The sequence below is a fragment of the Paraburkholderia sp. MM5482-R2 genome, assembly GCF_050436125.1.
GTDB lineage: Bacteria > Pseudomonadota > Gammaproteobacteria > Burkholderiales > Burkholderiaceae > Paraburkholderia > Paraburkholderia tuberum.
On the sequence record NZ_JBNDLP010000003.1, the window covers coordinates 2,616,321 to 2,636,531 of the forward strand.

General features: G+C 62.0%; 19 protein-coding genes. 8 read left to right on the forward strand and 11 right to left on the reverse strand.

The genetic code is table 11. The features are described 5' to 3' along the window. Positions 1-235 precede the first annotated feature (235 nt). From OKW37_RS33990 to OKW37_RS34000, 3 genes are all read left to right on the forward strand, one after another. Positions 236-784, forward strand: coding sequence for a hypothetical protein (locus OKW37_RS33990; protein ID WP_429403554.1), 549 nt, complete (start codon positions 236-238; stop codon positions 782-784). 107 nt (positions 785-891) lie between these two features. After that, positions 892-1,512 carry a LysE family translocator gene (locus OKW37_RS33995; RefSeq protein ID WP_429403555.1) on the forward strand — a complete coding sequence of 207 codons (621 nt, stop codon included), beginning with the start codon at positions 892-894 and terminating at the stop codon, positions 1,510-1,512. Between the two features lie 166 nt (positions 1,513-1,678). After that, a complete protein-coding gene (locus tag OKW37_RS34000) occupies positions 1,679-2,656 on the forward strand; it encodes a 2-dehydropantoate 2-reductase (RefSeq protein WP_429403556.1) in 978 nt (325 codons plus the stop codon). Between the two features lie 96 nt (positions 2,657-2,752). On the opposite strand, the gene OKW37_RS34005 is transcribed toward OKW37_RS34000, so the two are convergent. From OKW37_RS34005 to oxlT, 3 genes are all read right to left on the reverse strand, one after another. After that, positions 2,753-4,204: an aldehyde dehydrogenase family protein gene (locus tag OKW37_RS34005; RefSeq protein ID WP_429403557.1), complete on the reverse strand. Its 1,452-nt coding sequence runs from the start codon at positions 4,202-4,204 to the stop codon at positions 2,753-2,755. Between the two features lie 92 nt (positions 4,205-4,296). After that, complete coding sequence (locus OKW37_RS34010; RefSeq protein ID WP_429403559.1) at positions 4,297-5,280, reverse strand: LysR family transcriptional regulator; 984 nt, start codon at positions 5,278-5,280, stop codon at positions 4,297-4,299. Positions 5,281-5,310: 30 nt separating this feature from the next. Further along, on the reverse strand, positions 5,311-6,666 hold the full coding sequence (oxlT, locus tag OKW37_RS34015) for an oxalate/formate MFS antiporter (RefSeq protein WP_429403560.1): 1,356 nt from the start codon (positions 6,664-6,666) through the stop codon (positions 5,311-5,313). Between the two features lie 370 nt (positions 6,667-7,036). Between oxlT and OKW37_RS34020 the strand changes: the two genes are divergently transcribed. Together OKW37_RS34020 and OKW37_RS34025 are read left to right on the forward strand one after the other, a co-directional pair. Further along, entirely contained in the window at positions 7,037-7,984 is a 948-nt protein-coding gene (locus OKW37_RS34020; RefSeq protein ID WP_018424728.1) for a LysR family transcriptional regulator, read from the forward strand. Between the two features lie 96 nt (positions 7,985-8,080). Next, the gene (locus OKW37_RS34025) at positions 8,081-8,401 is read left to right on the forward strand and encodes a hypothetical protein (protein WP_184053738.1); all 321 of its coding nucleotides are present in this window, start codon (positions 8,081-8,083) and stop codon (positions 8,399-8,401) included. Between the two features lie 90 nt (positions 8,402-8,491). On the opposite strand, the gene OKW37_RS34030 is transcribed toward OKW37_RS34025, so the two are convergent. The 6 genes from OKW37_RS34030 to OKW37_RS34055 form a co-directional block, all read right to left on the reverse strand. Then, a complete protein-coding gene (locus tag OKW37_RS34030; protein WP_429403562.1) occupies positions 8,492-9,337 on the reverse strand; it encodes an NAD(P)(+) transhydrogenase (Re/Si-specific) subunit beta in 846 nt (281 codons plus the stop codon). 54 nt (positions 9,338-9,391) lie between these two features. Further along, positions 9,392-10,207, reverse strand: coding sequence for a fumarylacetoacetate hydrolase family protein (locus OKW37_RS34035; RefSeq protein WP_429403563.1), 816 nt, complete (start codon positions 10,205-10,207; stop codon positions 9,392-9,394). Between the two features lie 9 nt (positions 10,208-10,216). After that, positions 10,217-11,464 carry a formyl-CoA transferase gene (gene frc, locus OKW37_RS34040; RefSeq protein WP_429403564.1) on the reverse strand — a complete coding sequence of 416 codons (1,248 nt, stop codon included), beginning with the start codon at positions 11,462-11,464 and terminating at the stop codon, positions 10,217-10,219. 24 nt (positions 11,465-11,488) lie between these two features. Then, complete coding sequence (locus OKW37_RS34045; RefSeq protein ID WP_429292371.1) at positions 11,489-13,252, reverse strand: thiamine pyrophosphate-binding protein; 1,764 nt, start codon at positions 13,250-13,252, stop codon at positions 11,489-11,491. A 449-nt stretch (positions 13,253-13,701) separates the two neighbouring features. Then, complete coding sequence (locus OKW37_RS34050) at positions 13,702-14,421, reverse strand: GntR family transcriptional regulator (protein ID WP_013091210.1); 720 nt, start codon at positions 14,419-14,421, stop codon at positions 13,702-13,704. After that, positions 14,399-14,617: a hypothetical protein gene (locus OKW37_RS34055; RefSeq protein WP_184010619.1), complete on the reverse strand. Its 219-nt coding sequence runs from the start codon at positions 14,615-14,617 to the stop codon at positions 14,399-14,401. The genes OKW37_RS34050 and OKW37_RS34055 overlap by 23 nt, the downstream gene beginning before the upstream one ends. A 374-nt stretch (positions 14,618-14,991) precedes the next feature. Here OKW37_RS34055 and shiA point away from each other — a divergent pair, with 374 nt between their 5' ends. From shiA to OKW37_RS34070, 3 genes are all read left to right on the forward strand, one after another. Then, entirely contained in the window at positions 14,992-16,311 is a 1,320-nt protein-coding gene (gene shiA / locus OKW37_RS34060; RefSeq protein ID WP_429403565.1) for a shikimate transporter, read from the forward strand. A gap of 414 nt (positions 16,312-16,725) precedes the next feature. After that, positions 16,726-18,129 (forward strand): L-lactate MFS transporter, encoded by a 1,404-nt coding sequence (locus OKW37_RS34065; protein WP_187613591.1) that lies wholly within the window; start codon positions 16,726-16,728, stop codon positions 18,127-18,129. 10 nt (positions 18,130-18,139) lie between these two features. Continuing rightward, positions 18,140-18,268 carry an MFS transporter small subunit gene (locus tag OKW37_RS34070; RefSeq protein ID WP_090809263.1) on the forward strand — a complete coding sequence of 43 codons (129 nt, stop codon included), beginning with the start codon at positions 18,140-18,142 and terminating at the stop codon, positions 18,266-18,268. Positions 18,269-18,342: 74 nt separating this feature from the next. Here the strand turns inward: OKW37_RS34070 and OKW37_RS34075 are convergent, their stop codons facing one another. Continuing rightward, positions 18,343-19,377, reverse strand: a complete 1,035-nt coding sequence (locus OKW37_RS34075; protein WP_184060485.1) for an SGNH/GDSL hydrolase family protein — start codon at positions 19,375-19,377, stop codon at positions 18,343-18,345. A 131-nt stretch (positions 19,378-19,508) separates the two neighbouring features. Continuing rightward, positions 19,509-19,934 carry a DUF3830 family protein gene (locus OKW37_RS34080; protein ID WP_018424716.1) on the reverse strand — a complete coding sequence of 142 codons (426 nt, stop codon included), beginning with the start codon at positions 19,932-19,934 and terminating at the stop codon, positions 19,509-19,511. Positions 19,935-20,211 lie beyond the last annotated feature (277 nt).

Below are 20,211 nucleotides of genomic sequence, written 5' to 3' on the forward strand. Positions count from 1 at the left end.
TCAGGTCCTGGCCTTGCGCGGCGGAATCCCGACAACAGTGCGAACGCACGGTGCGCGCAACCCATTTCACATTGTTCTCATCTACTGCCCGGCCCCGATCCGAAGGTCGACGGTCCGGTTCGCTGCTACCATGCTGTTCTCCACTGGGATGACTCCACTTAAAAGGGCAATTCCTCTGACTTCGACCGCCGCTTTCTCCCGCATGGCTGCCGCGCGTTCGCCGTTGAGATCCGTCATGCTCAAGGGCTGCGGCGCCGTACTGCTGCCCACGCTGCTATCCGCGTGCTCATGGTCATGGTTCGGCCTCAACAGCAGCGCCAGCATGACGCACGCGAAAGTCCACGGCACCGGGTCGCTCAGCGTCGCCCCTGCGCGCGACTTCGCGTATCTGCCCGCGCGCGACGGTCATATTTCGCCGAACCGCATCGAAAATACCGCGATGACCGGGCTCGTGCTGAAGGACGATATCAGCCTCGTCGTGCGCGATGACGTCGCGAAAAGCCTGCGAGTGGCCGGTTTCCGAATCGACGACAACAAGCGCGTGCTCAGCGGCCGCATCGAAACATTCACGGTGGACGACACGCGCTCGCCGGCGTTGTGGACGCTGAAGATGCGCTACGTTGTCATCGATGCGGCGACCCAGAAAGTGATGTTCACGACCACACGCACCGTGAAGCAAAAGTCGCCGAAATTCACCAGCAATACGATCGCGATCGAAGACACGGTCAAGCTCAGCGTCGATGCATTGATCGACGATCCTGGCTTCATCAAGGCCGTGAACTGAGTGCGCGGCCAGCCGGCGCGCGGCGCGGTTTCGCTACAATCCGGGTAACGCGTCGCGCGCAATCCCCGCTGATGCGTCCTGATCTCCCGCTCGGAATGCGAGCCGTCATGTCCCTTACCGCCTGGCTATTCTTTTTGCCCGCCTGCTTTGCCATCAATCTCGCACCCGGGCCCAACAATCTGCTTTCGATCAACGTGGCCGCGCGCCATGGCTTCATGAAGGCTTTCGTCGGCGGCACCGGCCGGCTGCTCGCCTTCGCGATGATGCTCGCGCTCGCCGCGACCGGTCTCGCCGTCGTGCTGCACGCGTCGGAATGGATCTTTCTCGCGATCAAACTCGCGGGCGCCGCATATCTGATCTGGCTCGCCATCCAGTTGTGGCGCAGCGATGCCCCCGCCATCGATACGTCGCAACCGCAGGACGCGGCACTCACGCGAATTGCACGGCAAGAGTTCTACGTGGCCGCGGGCAATCCGAAGGCGATTCTGGTTTTCACCGCGTTTCTACCGCAATTCGTCGACGTCGCGCAGCCGAGACTGCCGCAATTCACCGCGCTCGGCGCGAGCTTTCTGGTACTCGAATGGGTCGCGATTGCACTGTATTCGTGGGCCGGCATGTATCTCGGCAAATGGCTCATGCGCGCGAAGATCCGCCGCTGGTTCAATCGCTGTTGCGGCGGCTTTCTGGCGGCGATCGGCGTGAGTTTTCTGCTGTTTCGGCGCGGATAAGGTATGTAGGATCGCGGCCTTTTCATAACCAATCGCTAATACATCGACAGAGAAACTTTAACTATCAGCGTTCGTCGCTCCACCTTATGCTCGAACCGTGACCGGCTGCGAGATACTGCAATGCGGCATTGGGCGAACGGCTTTTTCATCGTCACGGAGCGACATCATGAAGATCTGCATCTTCGGAGCGGGAGCGATTGGCGGCTTAATGGGCGTGCAATTGGCACGCGCCGGCGCGGACGTGAGTTTCATCGCGCGCGGCCCGCATCTGGCAGCCATGCGCGAACACGGCGCGCGCCTCATCATGGATGGCGAAACATTCAGCGCGCCGGTGCGCTGCACCTCCGATCCACGTGAGCTTGGCGTCCAGGACTTCGTCATCGTCACGCTCAAGGCGCATTCGCTGCCTGGCGTGGTCGACACGATGCAACCGCTGCTCGGCAAGCACACGGCGATCGTCACCGGCGTCAACGGCATTCCATATTGGTACTTCTATCAACATGGGGGGCGCCTTGCCGGCACTCGCCTCACGAGCGTCGACCCCGACGGCTCGCAGTGGACAAAGCTCGGACCCGAACGCGCGATTGGCTGCGTCCTCTACCCGGCGGCGGAAACCGTCGAGCCGGGGGTAATCAAGCACGTCTATGGCAAGAAGTTTCCAATCGGCGAACCGGGCGGCGAGCGTACGTCACGCATTCAGCAATTGCACGAGATCATGCAGGCGGCCGGCTTCGAAGCGCCGATTCGCGACAACATTCGCGACGAAATCTGGCTCAAGCTCTGGGGTAATCTGTGCTTCAACCCGATTAGCGCATTGACGCATGCAACGCTCGATGTACTCACGAGCGACCCGGGCACGCGCGCCGTTTCACGCACGATGATGCTCGAAGCGAAGCAGATCGCGGAGAAATTCGGCGTGCACTTTCGTGTCGATGTGGAAAGGCGTATTGATGGCGCGGGTGCGGTCGGTGCGCACAAGACATCGACGCTCGTCGATCTCGAGAACCGTCGGCCGATGGAGATCGATCCTCTGTTGACCGTCGTGCAGGAAATGGGGCGCCTCGTTGCTGAACCGACACCCACCATCGACGTCGTGCTCGCACTGATCAAATTGCGGGAGCAAATGGCTTTGCAGGGCAATTGACCGGGTACTCGCTAACGACTCGCAAGCTCCTGTTTCGTCATGCAACGTCAAAAAAAGATCGGACGCCATGCATCCGATCCTTTTTCGTATTGGACATTATTGATCGATCGCCACCCACACCGCCTTCGGTTCCGTGAAGTTCTCGATCGCGACATCGCCATGCTCGCGACCGAAGCCCGAATCGCCAGCACCGCCCCACGGCAAACGCACGTCCGTATAGCCGTAGGTGTTGATCCACACCGTGCCCGCCTTCAGGTCGCGCGCCACGCGATGCACGCGGCTCAAGTCAGCGCTCCACACGCCAGCCGCGAGACTGTACGACGTGCCATTGGCGATTCGGATCGCGTCCGCTTCGTCGTTGAAACGGATCACGCTCGCCACGGGCCCGAAGATTTCTTCCTGCGAAATACGCATTTCGTGCTCGACATTCGCGAACACGGTTGGCTCGACGAAAAAGCCGCGATCGCCGACGCGCGCGCCACCCGTCACGAGCGATGCGCCTTCCGAGCGTCCCGTGTCGACATAGCTCAATACGGTCTTCATCTGCGCGGCCGAAATCAGCGGTCCCATCGACGTTTCGCGCAGCGACGGGTCGCCGACCTTGATCGACTTCGCGCGCGTGGCCAGACGCTCGACCACTTCGTCATACACGTCGCGATGCGCGAGTATCCGCGACCCGGCGGAGCACACTTGCCCTGTATTGAAGAACACGCCCGACGCCGCGGCTCGCACCGCATTGTCGAGATTCGCGTCGGCAAAAATCACGTTGGCCGACTTGCCGCCGAGTTCCAGCGTCACGCGTTTGAAGTTGCCCGCCGCGCCCTGCAGGATGCCTCGTCCGACCGAAGGCGAACCGGTGAACGTGACCTTGTCGATACCGGGATGCGAGACCATCGCGTCGCCCACCACGCTGCCTTTGCCGGTGACGATGTTGAGCACGCCCGGCGGCACGCCCGCTTCGAGCGCCAGCTCGCCGATGCGCAATGCGGTGAGCGGCGTGATCTCGGCGGGCTTGACGATCAGCGTGCAACCGCATGCGAGCGCGGGCGCGATCTTCCACATGCCGATCATCAGCGGAAAATTCCACGGCACGATTGCGGCGACCACGCCGACAGGTTCGCGCAACGTATAGGTCAATGCATCGGGACGCGTCGGCACCACCTGGCCGTTGATCTTGTCGCACCAGCCTGCGTAGTATTCGACGGTATCGATCGCGGCGGGCACGTCCTGACGCATCACCGCGCCAATCGGCTTGCCGCCGTCGAGACTCTCGAGCGCGGCGAGTTCTTCCATGTTCTCGCGCATCAGGCCCGCGAGACGTTGCAGGATGCGCCCGCGTTCGGCGGCCCGAATCGAATTCCACACTTTCAATGCGCCACGCGCGGCGCGCACCGCGGCATCGACATCGGCGGCGCTGCCTTGCGCCACCCGTGCGATCGGCTCCTCGGTCGCGGGGTTGATGTCGACGGAATATTCCCCGGTGCCTGGCGGCATGCGCTTGCCGTCGATCAGCAGATCATGGTGCCTGAGATCGGTCTGGATTTCCATCATGAAGCTCCTTGAGTAGGACGTTATGTGGTTGACTGACGGCGCATCGATCGAATGCCGCGCGTCGCGCAAGCTTTTTGGTCGGCCCCTGTCTAAGGGACCGGCAACAGGCTTTGCCGCACGGACCGCCAGTTGAAGCTTGGCGTCGCGGCTGCGGCAGGCGCTTCGTTCGCGATCGGCGAATGATCAGTCGTCGACGCAACGAACTGCGCCCACGCAGCAGCCGCATTGGGACGAAGCGAGCGATTTCTGCGGTGCACGAGTACCGTCGTCAATGCCGTTTCGGGGACCAGCGGACGACTCACCAACGAAGCGCCCGGCGAAGGCCAATGCGCATCGACAGGCAATACGCCGACACCCAGTCCCAATTCGACCATGCGCGCTACGGCCGCGACGTGTCCGAGTTCCTGCAACGGCCGGCGCTTCGATCCGTTCGCGGCGAGTACCGGTGCGAGCGCGGCACGCACGCCAGTATCGGCATTCAGCGTTATCAGCGGACATTCGCGCAACGCGTGCCATCCAATGCTGTCTTGCCGCGCTAGCGGATGCGCGGATGGAAGCACCGCATGCAGTGGCGTAGTGAAAAGTACCTGCGCGTGCAGTAGAGGACTATCGACAGGTGCAGTCACACAGACCGCGCCGAAATCCACCTCGCCCTGCTCGACACTGGCCAGTACGCTGCCTTGAGGCTGATCCTTGACCGATACGACCAGCTCGGGAAAAACCGACGCGCACTGCGCCAAAGCCTGCGGCACCCAGCCCGATGACAACACCGGATTACTCGCGAATAAGACGACGCCCGTGTGTCCCTCGTAAGCATCGCGCTCTTCGAGCAGCGTCAATTCGATTTCGTCGAGCAGCCGGCCAATTCTTCTCTCGAGACTCGCACCCGCATTCGTCAGTTCGACCTGGCGTGTCGTGCGATCGAACAGCTTCAATTCGACCGCGTCTTCCAGTTCACGCACGCAACGGCTCACGGCCGACTGCGTCAGATCGAACTCGCGCGCCGCGCGCGTGAAACTGCGCTCGCGCGCGACCGCGACGAATACCTTGAGTTGCTGCAGCGAAACATTCATGGCATCGGTTCCGGGCGCGCGACGCTCACGTTATTCGCCAGACTGTCCGGGCCAGTGACTCATTCGCGACGCATTGCCATTGCCATTGCCATGACCCGCGACGGCCAGCGCGCCCTGAGGTTCGTTGTGCGATTCGATCCACCGCGCGCGCATCGGCTCGAGGATGAACTTCGCGCAAATGCCGGCTGCGATCGTGATGACGGCGGCAAAGACGAAGACAAGGCTCCAGCCGCCCGTCGCCGCGAGTATGGACGCGATCGGCACCAGCAACGACGCCGTGCCCTTCGCGGTGTACAACGTGCCGGCATTGGCGGCCGCGTACTTGCTGCCGAACGTATCGGCACAAGTCGCCGGGAAGATCGAGAAGATCTCGCCCCAGAACAGGAAGATCAGCGCGGCAAAGACCATGAACGCATACGGATTGCTGCCGAACTGCATCATGCCGAGCAACGCGAGCCCCTCGCCGATGAAGATCACGAACATCGTGTTTTCACGGCCGATCTTGTCGGAGATGAAGCCGCACAGCGGACGCGTCAAGCCGTTGAAGATATTGTCGATCGACAGCGTGAGGGTCAGCAGCGGCAACGTCGCGCCGAAGACCGTCATCGGAATGCGCGCTATGCCCCAGTCTTTCGCGATCGGGCCGATCTGCGCGGTCGCCATCAAGCCGCCCGCCGCGACCGCGACGAACGACGCGTAGATCACCCAGAACACTGGCGTTCTGATCATCTGGCGCGAGGTGAAATCGACCTTCGACACCGCGAAGCGGCTCTTGCGTACCCCTGGCTGACGCAAGATCGGCCGCGTCAGGAGCATCGCGAGCAGCAGAATGCTGACGCCTTGCACGATGCCGAAGAACAGGAACGTCTCTTCATAGCCGCGGCGCGTAATCATGTTCGCAATCGGAATCACCGTCAGCGCCGCGCCTGCGCCAAAGCCCGCGGCCGTCAAACCCGCTGCGAGACCGCGCCGGTCGGGAAACCATTTGAGCGCGTTGCCGACGCATGTTCCATACACACCGCCCGCACCTATCCCGCCAATCACCGCGGCGAAATACAACATGCCGAGCGTGGTCGCATGCGAATTGAGAATCCACGACAAACCCGCGCATACCGCGCCGGCTGCCACCACCGGGCGCGGCCCGAATCGATCGACGAGCCAGCCCTCGAACGGCACGAGCCACGTCTCGGTCAGAATGAAGATCGAGAACGCGAGCTGGATCGACGCCTCGCTCCAGTGATGCCGCGCATGCATAGGGGCCACGAATAACGTCCACGCATATTGCAGATTCGCCACCAGCGCCATGCATACCATGCCGATGACGAGTTGCCACCATCGGTTACGCCAGGACATACGGGTCGTCGATTGCTGGGTGATATCGTTCATGAGCCTTGTCTCCACTATTTATTTAGTGCAGCCGGCTGACGCGCCGCGCTGGATGTGTCCCGCCTTATCGTTATGGCCCGAGAACTTCCTATTCGGGAAAAATCTCAATTGACGCTTTTTTGTTTCCGCAGATCCCCGAACTCGTCTTCTATAAAATTCTTGCTTTATTCCGACCAGAACCACGCTTCAGCCGGTAAGCATTACAGGTTATTCCCCCGCCATTGAGTCCGCCACACCACATATCTATGCGTTAACCCGCGTATTACAGCAGCTATTCGGCTTGTTATAAGTTTCATGCTAGGGTCATTGCTGAATTACTCATAATTAAAGTTTGTTATTATGTTGATTCACGTTTCCTTATACATCGACCATGACGATGCGCAATGCAACTCTGCGGCAACTGAAGGTCTTTGAAACGGTAGCGCGCCACCTGAGTTTTTCCCGCGCCGCGGAGGAATTGCATCTGACTCAGCCGGCCGTTTCCACCCAGGTCCGGCAACTCGAGGAACATGCGGGGCTGCCTCTGTTCGAGCAACTCGGCAAGAAGATCTATCTGACGCCGGCCGGCACGGAAATGCTCCACTACAGCCGCGCGATCATGCAGCAGTTCCATGAAGTCGACGAAGCGATGAGCCAGTTGAAGGGCGTCTCCGGCGGCAAACTGAATGTTGCGGTGATTAGCGCGGGCGACTATTTCTTTCCGCGCCTTCTCGCCGAATTCACGCGTCGCTATTCGGGTGTGGATCTCAATCTTGCGGTACACAACCGCGAAGAACTGCTTCATCAACTGGCGACCAATCAGACCGACCTCGCGGTCATGGTGCGTCCGCCGCACGAAACCGACGCGACCAATGAACCGTTCGCGCCGCACCCGTACGTGATCGTCGCGGCGCCCACTCATCCGCTTGCGCACAAGCGCAATATCCGCTTCAGTCAACTCGCGAACGAAGCGTTCATCGTGCGCGAACGCGGCTCGGACACGTGGAATTCGATGGAAGAAGGTTTTGCCGGCCGGCTGTCCAATCTGAAGATTGCGATGGAGATCAAGAGCACCGAGACGATCAAGCAGGCGGTCATCGCCGGCATGGGCATCGCGTTTCTGTCCGCCCATACGATCAGCCTCGAATTGCAACTGGGTCATCTGGTCGTGCTCGATGTCGAAACCTTTCCGGTCATGCTCAATTGGTATGTCGTGCATCGGAAGAACAAGCGTCTGCCACCGGTTGCCGTCGCCTTCAAACGCTTCCTGATGGAGGAAGGCGCCAATCTGATCGAAAAGATCACCCGCGTGAAGGAACTGAGCGTGCATAAGCCGTAGGCTATGGAAAGCCAATAAAACTTTAACTATTGCAAATCGATCGCGACTTCTATGCTGCAAGCGAGTTCTTTCACTTGCGAGCCGAGGAGGCCGATCATGAACCACGCTCCGGTTGAATCCCGTATCAGTACACGCAACGCTCGCACAGCGGCGGCGGATCACGAAGACCAATCCGACGATGCGCATCTGAGCGCCTACAATGCCGCGTTCAGCGATCTTGGGCTGCGGTTTCGCTGGGACCGTGCGACTCTCGACATGCTGAAAGAGTTCAATGGCGAGTTGGCGCGAATCACCGCTTATATCGAGCGCTATCACAGCCACCTGCATCGGGCGTACGATGCCGACTTTCTCGCGCAACTGATTCTGCATAGGAAGACGCAGTACTACAGCGAATTCGCCGCGACCGTGGGCGACTAGAAGCATCGAAAAAGACTCGGGCGGCGGGATCATCGTCCCGCCGTCTTCGCTATTGGCAATCAGGTCTCCTGGCGGCGCATGCATCATTGATCAGCGCCGTGTAGTGAAATGAACCGGCCGCTCGTGCGCGCATTGGCGTGCATAGTCGCGCTGGCGGCCGTTGCCGCGTCTACCATCACGCCCATCCCGACTATCTGCAGAGGCGCTCACGCGCATCATCGCCGGCGTGACATCGCGAAGCGCCCACGTCTGCTCTTCCCCGCCATGCCACTCGATGTTCGCGAGCAGGCCCGGCTTGCCGATCGCCAGGCCATCGCTACGCGCGGCGAAGGCATACATGCGCGCTGCGCAACTGACGCGATTCGCCGCGTGAGCGGGATCGGCCGAGTACTCGCGGCTCAGCATCAGATGCACGCCCATTGCCAACGCCAGCCCCCCCGTCGCGAGCAATGCCGCGAGTCCGAATGGCTGTGCCTGTTCAGTGACGAAGCCGTAACCGAGCCATCCGCACAAAAATAGCGCAAACAGATTGACGACGTGATGTCCCGGCCGCGCGACGGCCTCGAGTTGCAATGCGCCGCGCAGCTTGCAGAACGCAATCGCCGAGATCGCAAAGAGCAGCGCGCCGATCAACACGGCTGCAAACAGTTCGATGCGTTCGCTGTTCTCGCGCGCCGCTGCCAACAGGTAGCGCGTAAAACCTGTCGACGCGACCGCCAAACCGATCCCGCTGCCAAGCAATGCAAGCATCCGGGGCCTGCGTGTCAGATCGCGTTCGCGCACGCATGAATGCCGCTGCGCCGAACGTCGGCCGAACTGTCGTCGCGAGAGCGCGGCCAACGCCACCAGCAGCACCGCAATCAACGCCGCGGCGACAGTCACGGCGAGCAGCAACAACAGGTCCATCCACACGGCACTCCCACAGGCTTGCGGCATGCGTGATCCTCCGTGATGCGATGAAAAGGCAAGAGCCGCGAGGTCCGGCCCTCGTCAACCGACGTTCGCGGTATCGCCCGATCGCGGTGGCTCGTCGCGCTGCGCCGCGCTCAAGGTATTGGTCAGCGTGCCTATCCCATCGATCGTGATCGAGACCGTTGCACCGTCCTTGATCGACCCCACGCCCACCGAGGTGCCGCACGCAATCACGTCGCCGGGTTCGAGCGTCAGATCCTGCGATATCAGACTCACCTGCTCGGCCGGCGAAAAGACCATATCGGCGAGCGGATAGTTCTGACGCTCGGCGCCGTCGAGCGTGGTCAGGAGGCGCGCCGCCCGCCAGTCGAAACCGGAGACGATGGCCGGACCCAGGCAACAGAAGGTATCGAAGCTCTTCGCGCGACACCACTGCGGAAAATGCGGATTCTCGTTAAGCAGATCGGCGGCGGTGACGTCGTTGACGAGCGTGTAGCCGAAGATCGCCGCCTCCGCCTGTTGCGCATCCACGTCGCGGCAACGCTGGCCGATCACGATGCCGAGTTCGCCTTCGTAGACGATCTTGCCCGCGTAGTGACGCGGCCGGCGGATCGGCTCGCCCGCGCCGACCACCGACGCCGCCGGCTTCAGCAGAAACAGCGGATGCGTGGGCACGGGTTTGTCGAGCTTCGCCGCGAGCGCGTGATAGTTATTCCACAGCGCGACGATCTTGCCGGGCGAGCACGGCGCCAACGGCGTCAATGCGCGCAGCGACAGTACTGCGCCGGTCGGCACCGGCTGCGCGAGACTTTCGTACTCGTGCAGATAGGCGCCTTCGACACGGCCGAACACGATGCCGCCGTCGCCCGACATGAACCGCATCCACGTCTGCATGCCTCGCTCCTAGATTGCGCCCGCCGTGCGCAGCGCCGTGATCTGCTCGGCCGAATAACCGAGCTCGGCCATCACTTCATCGGTATGTTCGCCAAGCAGCGGCGAGCGTTCGACGTCGGTCGGGCTGTCGGACAGCTTGATGGGATTGCCCACTGTCAGATACTTGCCGCGCTTCGGATGATCGACTTCGACGATCGTGCCGGTTTTGCGCAGCGATGGCTCCTCGGCAATTTCCTTCATCGACAGGATCGGGCCGCACGGAATGTCGTATCCGTTCAGGATCTGCATCGCCTCGAACTTGGACTTCGTCATCGTCCAGCGTTCGATTTCGGCGAAGATCTCCTTCAAGCGCGGCAGGCGCGCGGGCGCCGTCGCGTAGTCGGGGTCCGTGGCCCACTCCTCCTTGCCGATCACGTTGCAGATCTTCGCCCACACGGGCGCCTGCGTGATGAAGTAGATATAGGCGTTGGGGTCGGTCTCCCACCCTTTGCATTTCAGAATCCAGCCCGGCTGGCCGCCGCCCGACGCATTGCCCGCGCGCGGCACCGCTTCGCCGAACGTGCCGTTCGGATATTGCGGATACTCCTTCATCACGCCGGTACGGTCGAGCCGCTGCTGGTCTCGCAGTTTGACGCGGCACAGATTGAGCACGCCGTCCTGCATGGCCGCGAGCACGCGCTGGCCGCGTCCGGTATGCGTGCGTTGATAGAGCGCAGTGACGATGCCGAGCGCGAGATGCAGCCCCGTGCCGCTGTCGCCGATCTGCGCGCCGGTCACGACCGGCGGGCCGTCGTCGAAGCCGGTGGTCGACGCAGCGCCGCCCGCGCATTGCGCGACGTTTTCATAGACTTTGCAGTCCTCGTAAGGACCGGGACCGAAGCCCTTCACCGAGGCGACGATCATGCGCGGATTCAATTCCTGAATCCGCTCCCACGTAAAGCCCATCCGGTCGAGCGCGCCCGGTGCGAAGTTTTCGACCAGTACGTCGCATTTCTGGATCAGCGCTTCGAGCACCTGCTTGCCTTCCGGATGCTTGGTGTCGATCGTGACCGAGCGCTTGTTGTGATTGAGCATCGTGAAGTACAGGCTATCCACGTCGGGAATATCGCGCAGCTGCTCGCGCGTGATGTCGCCCGCGCCTGCCCGTTCCACCTTGATCACGTCCGCGCCGAACCATGCGAGCAATTGCGTACAGGTCGGCCCCGATTGCACATGCGTGAAATCGAGGATGCGCACACCGTCGAGTGCCTTGGCCATGTCGTATCTCCTGAACGATGAGGGTTATTTGTACATGGTCTGGTTCTTCGTGCCCGGTGCGTACTCGCGCGGGTCGACCCAGATGTTGACCACCGCCGAGCGGCCGGTGCGATGAATCGCTTCGCGCGCACGCTGTAGCGCGCTCGCGATCTGCGCGGGATCGCGCACTTCCTCGCCATAGCCGCCGAGCATTTCGGCGAATTTGCTGAACGGCACGTCGCCGAGCAGATTGCCGACGTTGCCGCGTTCTTCGCCGTATTTGGCAAGCTGGCCGTAGCGGATCTGGTTCATCGCCGAGTTGTTGCCGATCACCGCGAGATACGGTGCGCCGAAGCGGTTCGCGGTTTCCATGTCGAACGCGGTCATGCCGAACGAGCCGTCGCCGTAATAGCAGAGCACTTCCTTGTGCGGATGCGCGAGCTTCGCCGCCAGCGCGAAGCCGGTGCCGACGCCGAGCGAGCCGAGCGCGCCGGGGTCCATCCACTGACCGGGGCGGCGCGGGCGCACCGCTTGCGCGGAGATCGTCACGACGTCGCCGCCGTCGCCGATATAGACGGTGTCGTCGGACAGGAACTCGTTGAGTTCGTACGCGACGCGATACGGATGAATCGGCGTGCTGTTCGAGCGGAACAGCGGCATCAGTTTTTCGGTTGCGCTCGCTTCGGCGTCGCGCAACTGCGCCATCCATTTGCGGCGCGCCTGACGCTTGTCGTCCTTGATACGACCGCTCGCGGCCTGCAGCACCGCGGCGAGGATCGCGCCCGGATCGCCGACCAGACCCAGATCGATATCGCGATTCTTGCCGACGGTTCGATAGTCCATATCGATCTGCACCAGCGTCAATTCCTTGCTGATGCGTCGGCCGTAACCCATGCGGAAATCGAACGGCGTGCCGACCACGATCAGCACGTCGGCATTCGCAAACGCCTGCGAACGCGTGCGATCGAAATGATGCGGATCGCCCGGCGGCAGTAGCCCGCGGCTCGCGCCATTGAAATAGCCGGGAATCTCGATGCCGCGCAGCAGCGCGATCGCTTCCTCGTGACCGCGCGCGGTCCACACCTGCTGGCCGTACAGGATCGCGGGGCGTTCCGCATCGACGAGAATGTCCGCCAGTTTCTCGATGTCGCGCGGGTCACCGATCGATTTCGTCGACGCGCGATAGCGGCCCGGCCGCGGCACGATCGCGCGCGACACGTCGACTTCGCGGTCGAGCACGTCGCGCGGAATTTCCAGGTAGGCGGGACCGGGCGCGCCGTTGAAGCATTCGCGCGCGGCCATCGAGATCATGTCCGCGACGCGCTCGGTGCTCGACACGCTCGCGGCGAACTTCGTGATCGGCGCCATGATGTCGACGTGCGGCAGGTCCTGCAGCGAGCCCATCTTGTGCTGCGTCAGCGCGCCCTGCCCGCCGATGTGCAGGATCGGGCTTTCCGAGCGGAACGCGGTCGCGATGCCGGTTACGGCGTTCGTGCAGCCGGGGCCGGCGGTCGTCACCACGCAGCCGAGCTTGCCGGTCTGGCGCGCGTAGCCGTCGGCCGCGTGTGCGGCGACCTGCTCGTGGCGCACGTCGATGATGCGGATGCCTTCGTCGACGCAGCCGTCGTAGATATCGATGATGTGGCCGCCGCACAGCGTGAAGATCGTGTCGACCCCCTCGTTTTTCAGCGCCTTTGCGACCAGATGGCCGCCCGACACGACGCCCGCGTCGCGGGTCTTCTGCTTGAGCGTGTCGTCGGCGGTCGTGGTGGCCGTGGCCGGACTCAGGGATGAAACAACTGCAGACATGGTCATCTCCTCATCAATCGGATGTGCAACGGTTATCGACGGACGCGTCCGCTTCGATATACGTCCGGTTGCACCGACGTCTCACGGCTTCGAAGATACCGTATGTGATATATCACATTCCTTCAAGGCCAATTTCGAGACATAGACGGCGCGAAGTTTGTGCTGTTCGAGCTTGTCTGCCGCAGCTTTGCGCCGAATCTCCAAGACTCTGCGGCAGTCATTTCAAGGGAAAACACCAGGTCGTGCGTTAACCGGTCATTGTTGATATATCACATACCATATTTTCAAGACCGTCAAGCAAGGTTTATCCCGCAGCGCGGCGGCGACCTCGTTTTGTTTGCCGCCGCGCGACCTGCGGATCGCTCGAAGTGCGCGCACGCAAAAAAGCCCGCGGTGCTTGCACACGCGGGCTTTTCGCAATCAGCAGCCAGGCAGCGTCTACGCCGCCATCAATCGAGGAAATCGCAATTGGCTTCGACGAACGCCGCGAGATCGAGCGAATGCTGGCGCGTGAGCCGCTCGGCGAGTTCGGTATCGCGCTTTTCGAGCGCCTCGATGATGCGCAGATGATCGACGATGGAGCGCGCGGCCCGGTCGCTCTGCGAGATGGTCATGCGCCGGATCGCGCGCACGTGGATGAAGATGTTCTTGATCGTGTCGAGAATGATCTGCGACTTCGACAACTCGACGATCGCCTGATGAAACGCGATGTTCGCGTCCGAATACTCGGCGATATGCTCGGCCGGCGTCGTGTCGCGGAAATTGTCGAACATATGGCGCAAGCGGCCGATTTCCTCGTCGGTCGCATGCAGCGTGGCGAGCCGCGCGGCCATGCTTTCGAGCGCGGCCCACATCTGGATCATCTCGACGATTTCGCGTTTGCTCTTGCGCACGATGTAGATGCCACGCCGCGGCACCATGCGCAGGAAGCCTTCCTGCTCGAGCAGCGTCATCGCTTCGCGCACCGGCGTGCGGCTCACGCCGAGCGATTCGCTGAGCACGCGCTCGTCGAGACGGATTTCTTCGCGATTCTGGTAGATATCCGCGTCGGCGATTGCCTGACGCAGCATCGCATAGGCCTGATCGCGCAAGCTCGCACTCGCGCCGATTGGCTGCAACGACAGGGTCAACGGAGTGGCCACTGTTTCAGTTGGAAGTTCTGACGACATTCATCGCCTCTGCTTGAACACGCGCGCGATTCGGCGCCGCCGTTTTGCCGCGCTGCTCGCCCAGACCCACGAAGCGGCCATGTTGCGATGCAGGTGCAGCGACCGATTCGGGAATCCAATCGGTCAGCAGAACGGTGGCGGCACAGCCCAATCCAACGACGGCCATGGCGAACAGCGCAAGAGGCACGAATTCCACGTGTAACTCCGGATGATTGAGAAGATTGATCCCTCAATCATATGCTGCAACGCCGCATTTTTCAATATTCGGTATGTAGTATATCAATGACTGTTGTTTTTAAGATTACTTTCACGTTAGCACGCCGCGCGCTGCGTGGGTTCGCCCACATCATTCCCCGCGACGGTTCTGCGTGGCACTCGGTGTAAACACGCAAAACGCGCGCTATTCGCGCAGCCGCGAGCGATGATCGCGCATTTTCTCCATCACGCGGATTGTGAATTCCGGGTCGCGTCATTAACCTTCCGGACATTCCCTGCGCGGATCGATCGCGTCGAAAGCCTTGCCCGGGCGGCGCGATCGATTAAAGCACATATCACATTGAAGGAGACTCGATGAGCACCACCCACCCGCAGGCCACAGTGGCCAATCACCGCAATGCGCGCAGTCGGGCTCGCAAGGCCGCGCTCGGCAGCTTTATCGGCGCCGTGGTCGACTGGTACGACTTCCTGTTGTACGGCATCGTCGCCGCGCTCGTGTTCAACGCCGAGTTCTTCCCGAACGTCGGCCCGGCGATGGGCACGCTTGCCGCGTTCGCGACCTTCGGCGTCGGCTTTCTGTTCCGGCCGCTCGGCGGCTTCGTGTTCGGCCATTACGGCGACCGGCTCGGACGCAAGCGCATGCTCGTGCTCACCGTGATGATGATGGGTCTGTCGACGGCCGCGATCGGTCTGCTGCCGGCGTTCTCGACGATCGGCTGGTTGGCGCCGGTGCTGCTCGTCACGCTGCGCGCAATCCAGGGCTTTGCGGTCGGCGGCGAATGGGGCGGCGCGGCGTTGATGGCCGTCGAAAGCGCGCCCGAGAAAAAGAAGGCCTTCTACAGCAGCGGCGTGCAGGTCGGCTACGGCGTCGGGCTCGTGCTGTCGACGGGACTCGTCGCGCTGATCAGCCGCTCGATGGACAACGCCGCGTTCCTCAGCTGGGGCTGGCGTCTGCCGTTTCTGTTCAGCGTCGTACTGGTGCTGATCGCGCTCTGGATCCGCTCGAGCATGGAGGAATCTCAGGAGTTCGTCGAGAAAGTCGGCCAGCATGGCGAGCGCCGTGTGCGCCTGCCGATCGTCGAAGCGCTGCTGCGCCATCCGAAAGCCTTCCTGCTGATCATCGCGCTGCGGCTCGCCGAGCTGTTCACGATGTACATCGTGACCGCGTTCGCACTGAGCTACTCGACCACGAACCTGCACATGCCGCGCGAGTTTTTCCTGACGATCGGCTTCGTCGTCGGCGCGCTCAGCTGCGTGACGATTCCGTGCTTCGCGTGGCTCGCCGATCGCTTCGGCCGCCGTCGCATCTATATGATCGGCGCGCTGGTCGGCGTGTTCAGCGCGGTGCCGTTCTTCCTCGCGCTCGAAGCGCGTTCGACAGTATGGATCGTCGTGTTCGCGGTGATGCTTGCCAACATCGCGCACGACATGGTCGTCAGCGTCCAGCAGCCGATGTTCACCGAGCTGTTCGGCACCGAGTACCGCTATAGCGGCGCGGGTGTCGGCTATCAGGTGGCCAGCGTGGTCGGCGGCGGATTCACGCCGTTCATCGCGGTCGCGCTGGTCAGCTTCGCGGGCGGCTCGTGGCATCCGGTGGCCGCGTATCTGGCGATCGGCTGTCTGATCTCGGTACTCGTTGCAGCACGCATGAAGACCGGGCGCAAGATCGATTGACACCGGCGGAACTCGCCGTCGATACACGACGGGCCGGCGCGGCGAAGAAGCCGCGCCGGCCCGTTTCGTTTTGTGCCGCGCGTCGTGCGCGTCTCCTTTATTGCTGACTTTGCATAGTGGCTCTAGTCGGAAGAACGAAGCAACCCGCTCGGAGCGTCCCACGATTTGCACGATCGCGTGAAGAATACCCGCGGTTCACCAGGTTCACACCTTATGTCCGCGTGCTTCATATTGCGAAGCCATCGTCCAGGTCCTATTGTCGAGCCAGGCGCGATTTTGGGTACGTGGATCCAGGTCATATGAAATGAAAGTACATATAGCGATGACGCGACGGCGTGCGCAAGTTACACTCCGCCGCCTCAAGGTATATGCACGAAGCGCCGATAAACAGAACAACTGTAAGGAGACCCACTTATGAGTAGCATCAGCGAGCCGGGCGGCCAACGAGGCTCAGCCCCATTTTTTTCCAAACAGGCCACCGTCGCACAGCCCGGCTTTTCGCGCTGGATGGTGCCCCCGGCGGCGCTCGCCGTGCATCTGTGCATCGGTCAGGCCTATGCGTTCTCGGTATTCAACGGACCGCTGACCAAAGTGATCGGCATCACGCAGTCCGCGCCCGATGACTGGTCGCTGACCGCGCTCGGCTGGATCTTTTCGCTCGCGATCGTGTTCCTCGGTTTGTCGGCGGCATTCGCGGGCAAATGGCTCGAACACGTCGGTCCGCGCCGCACCATGTTCACGGCAGCATGCTGTTTCGGCGGCGGGTTCCTGGTGTCCGCGCTCGGCGTCTATCTGCATCAGATCGTGCTGCTATATCTCGGCTACGGCGTGATCGGCGGGATCGGGCTGGGGCTCGGTTATGTGTCTCCGGTGTCGACGCTGATCCGCTGGTTCCCGGACCGCCGCGGCATGGCGACCGGCATGGCGATCATGGGCTTCGGTGGCGGCGCGATGATCGCGGCGCCGTTGTCGGTCGCGCTGATGAACCACTTTCATAGCGCAACGAGCGTGGGCGTCGCGGAGACCTTCGTCGTGCTCGGCATCGTCTACTTCATCTCGATGACGGTCGGCGCGCTCGCGATCCGCGTGCCGCCCGCCGACTGGAAGCCGGCCGGCTGGACGCCGCCCGAAGTCACGCAGCACCGGCTGATCTCGCGCAACCACGTGCATATCGATCAGGCGTTGAAAACACCGCAGTTCTATCTGATCTGGTTCGTGCTGTTCCTGAACGTGACGGCCGGGATCGGCGTTCTCGGCCAGGCCTCGGTGATGATCCAGGAGAGCTTCAAGAACACCGTGACGGCGTCGGCTGCGGCCGGCTTCGTCGGATTGCTGTCGCTGTTCAACATGGGTGGACGTTTCGTGTGGTCGTCGGCATCGGACTGGATCGGTCGCAAGAACACCTACGCCATCTTCTTCGTGCTCGGCGCGGTGCTCTACTACTTCGTGCCCAGCTTTGCCGCGAACGGACAGATCGCGCTGTTCGTGCTGACGTACTGCATCATCCTGTCCATGTACGGCGGCGGCTTCGCGACGGTGCCGGCCTATCTCGCCGACATGTTCGGTACGGCGTTCGTCGGCGGCATTCATGGACGGCTCCTGACCGCGTGGGCGGCAGCGGGTGTAGCGGGTCCGGTGCTCGTCAATTACATCCGCGCATATGAAGTCGCGAACGGTGTCGCCAAAGCGGACGCGTACACGATGACCGTGCACATCATGGCCGTGCTGCTCGTGATCGGCTTTATCTGCAACCTGCTGGTCAAGCGTGTGGATGAGAAGCACCACATGACCGATGCACAAGTCGCCAAGGGCGCGTGAGGAGATCCGTATGTCGACCGTTCAAACCGTACATCCGACCAACAAGGTGATGCTCGCGGTGTTCTGGGTGTATGTGATGATTCCGCTTGCCTGGGGGGTGATCAATACGCTGACGCAGGCGATGAAGTTGTTCAAGTGATGACCTGATGGGGTGCGCACCCCGGCCTGGTTCAGGGGCGGGGTGCCGATAGCGCGCCCCGCCGTAGTCTCCCCTCACCGCCCCAACCCACTATGCGCGATCTGCTGCTCGACGAACTGCGCAAACAACGCATGCATATGCGTCGTCGGATGCAAATCATCGGCGAACATGTAAGTCTGATCCGCATTGGCGCTCACATAGGTCGCCGGCGAACATAGCAGCGCGGTGTCATCGGGCGTTTTCTTCGGATCGCAGGCCTGCCCCGTATTCGACACGGTAAAACCGTTCGCCTGAAAGCTTCCGATGACCTGATTCGTCCACGTGTACGAATCGACCTCGATCACCTTCGACTGCAGCCCATCGGTTTGCAACGCGGCGTTCAACGTAGCGTTGAAAAGCTGCGACAACTGCGTGAGGTTCGCGCCACCATCGGCCGAAGCGAGCCCCTTCGGCGACAGCCCGATATTCGGCAGATTGATCACCACCACATGCGCGCCGCCGTTCTGCACGATCTGCCCGACGAGCTGGGCGAGCGTCGTGGCCGCCGCCTGCACGATCGGCGCCGCGGCGGGCAGGTTGCCGGCGCGGAGCACATCGTTCGCGCCCACCCACACGAGCACGAGCTGATTGGCGTTGAAGCTGCCGTGAGCGCTCAGATAGCTCGACAGTTGCTGATTGACAGGCATTTCGACGTTGCCGATGACGTCGCTCAGATAGTCGTACTGGTTCGCCGGCGTCGCCACCGTCGAGCCCCCTTCCGCGTAACCGAGGCCGCTCTGCGCACTCAGCTTATGCGTGAAATCGATCGTGAACGCGGCGCTGAGCGTATCGCCGTAGTATTGCGCGACCTGCTGGGACCACACCTCGCCGGGGTTGGTCGTGAAACGCCCGCCTCCCACCGCGCTCGCGAGCGGCGCATAAGTCCCGACGTCCGACAGGCTGTCGCCGAACGACACGACCTGCAGCTTGACGCCGCCAGCCGGCTCGGCCGCCGCGCTGCCGCCGCTACTCGACCCGCCGCTGCCGTCACCGCCCCCGCCGCAAGCCGAAAGCACCACGATCGACATGGCAAAAACTACAGCGCGGACCTTGTCATTTATGCCTCGCATTTGCTCCTCCTCGCCGGGCGGGCCAGCGGTGTCGAGTGCCTCACGTGCGTGGTCGGTGCCGGATCGATACCTGACCGCACGCGGCTCTTCAAACAAGCATCGCGTATGCCCAGCAAGGAAATGCGGCTCGCTCAAAGCCTCTCGAACACCACCTCCTGCGCGCCTTCCCACAGCACCTTCGTGCCGAGCTCGCGCAGTTTTTCCTTGCCTTCGACGATCGTCAGAAAATGATTGCCCGCGAGTTGCCCCATCTTGCTCGCGAAGCAGCATGAGCCATATGCGAGGATGATCTCGGTCTCGCTATAGCCGCCCGGATAGAACAGGATGTCGCCGACCGATGGATGGCTCGTGTGATTCTCGAAGCCGACCGCGACGCCGTCGTTCTCGAGCTTGAATTCGCCGAGCGGCACCCAGCAGCCCTCACCGCTCCAGCGCACATGGATCAGCTTCTGCCGGTACGGCAGCAGCTTCAGGAAGGCGGCCACGGTCTGCGGCGCATCGGGATGGGTTTCGGCGATGAAGGCGTGGCCGCAGGCGGTCATCTTGAGTCGGGTCATGGCGCGTTATCCGGTATGTGGGGTTCAAAAGCGGTTCGATTCTGTCGTCCGATGCAAGGTTTCGACAGATACAGTTGTCGGCGCCGCGGTCAGTCCAGTTAGACCACGCCTGGTCGCGGGCGGCCGGCCGAACCGCGAAGCCTTGCTCCACGTGCCATGCCAGTTTGCACCGCGCGCCGCCACGAAAGTTCGTAGTTTGCAAGCCGCGCAATGCAAAGCACACTGCGCAAGTGCGTGATTCCGACTGTAGAAAGGCGAGCCGTTACGGCGTGCGCAG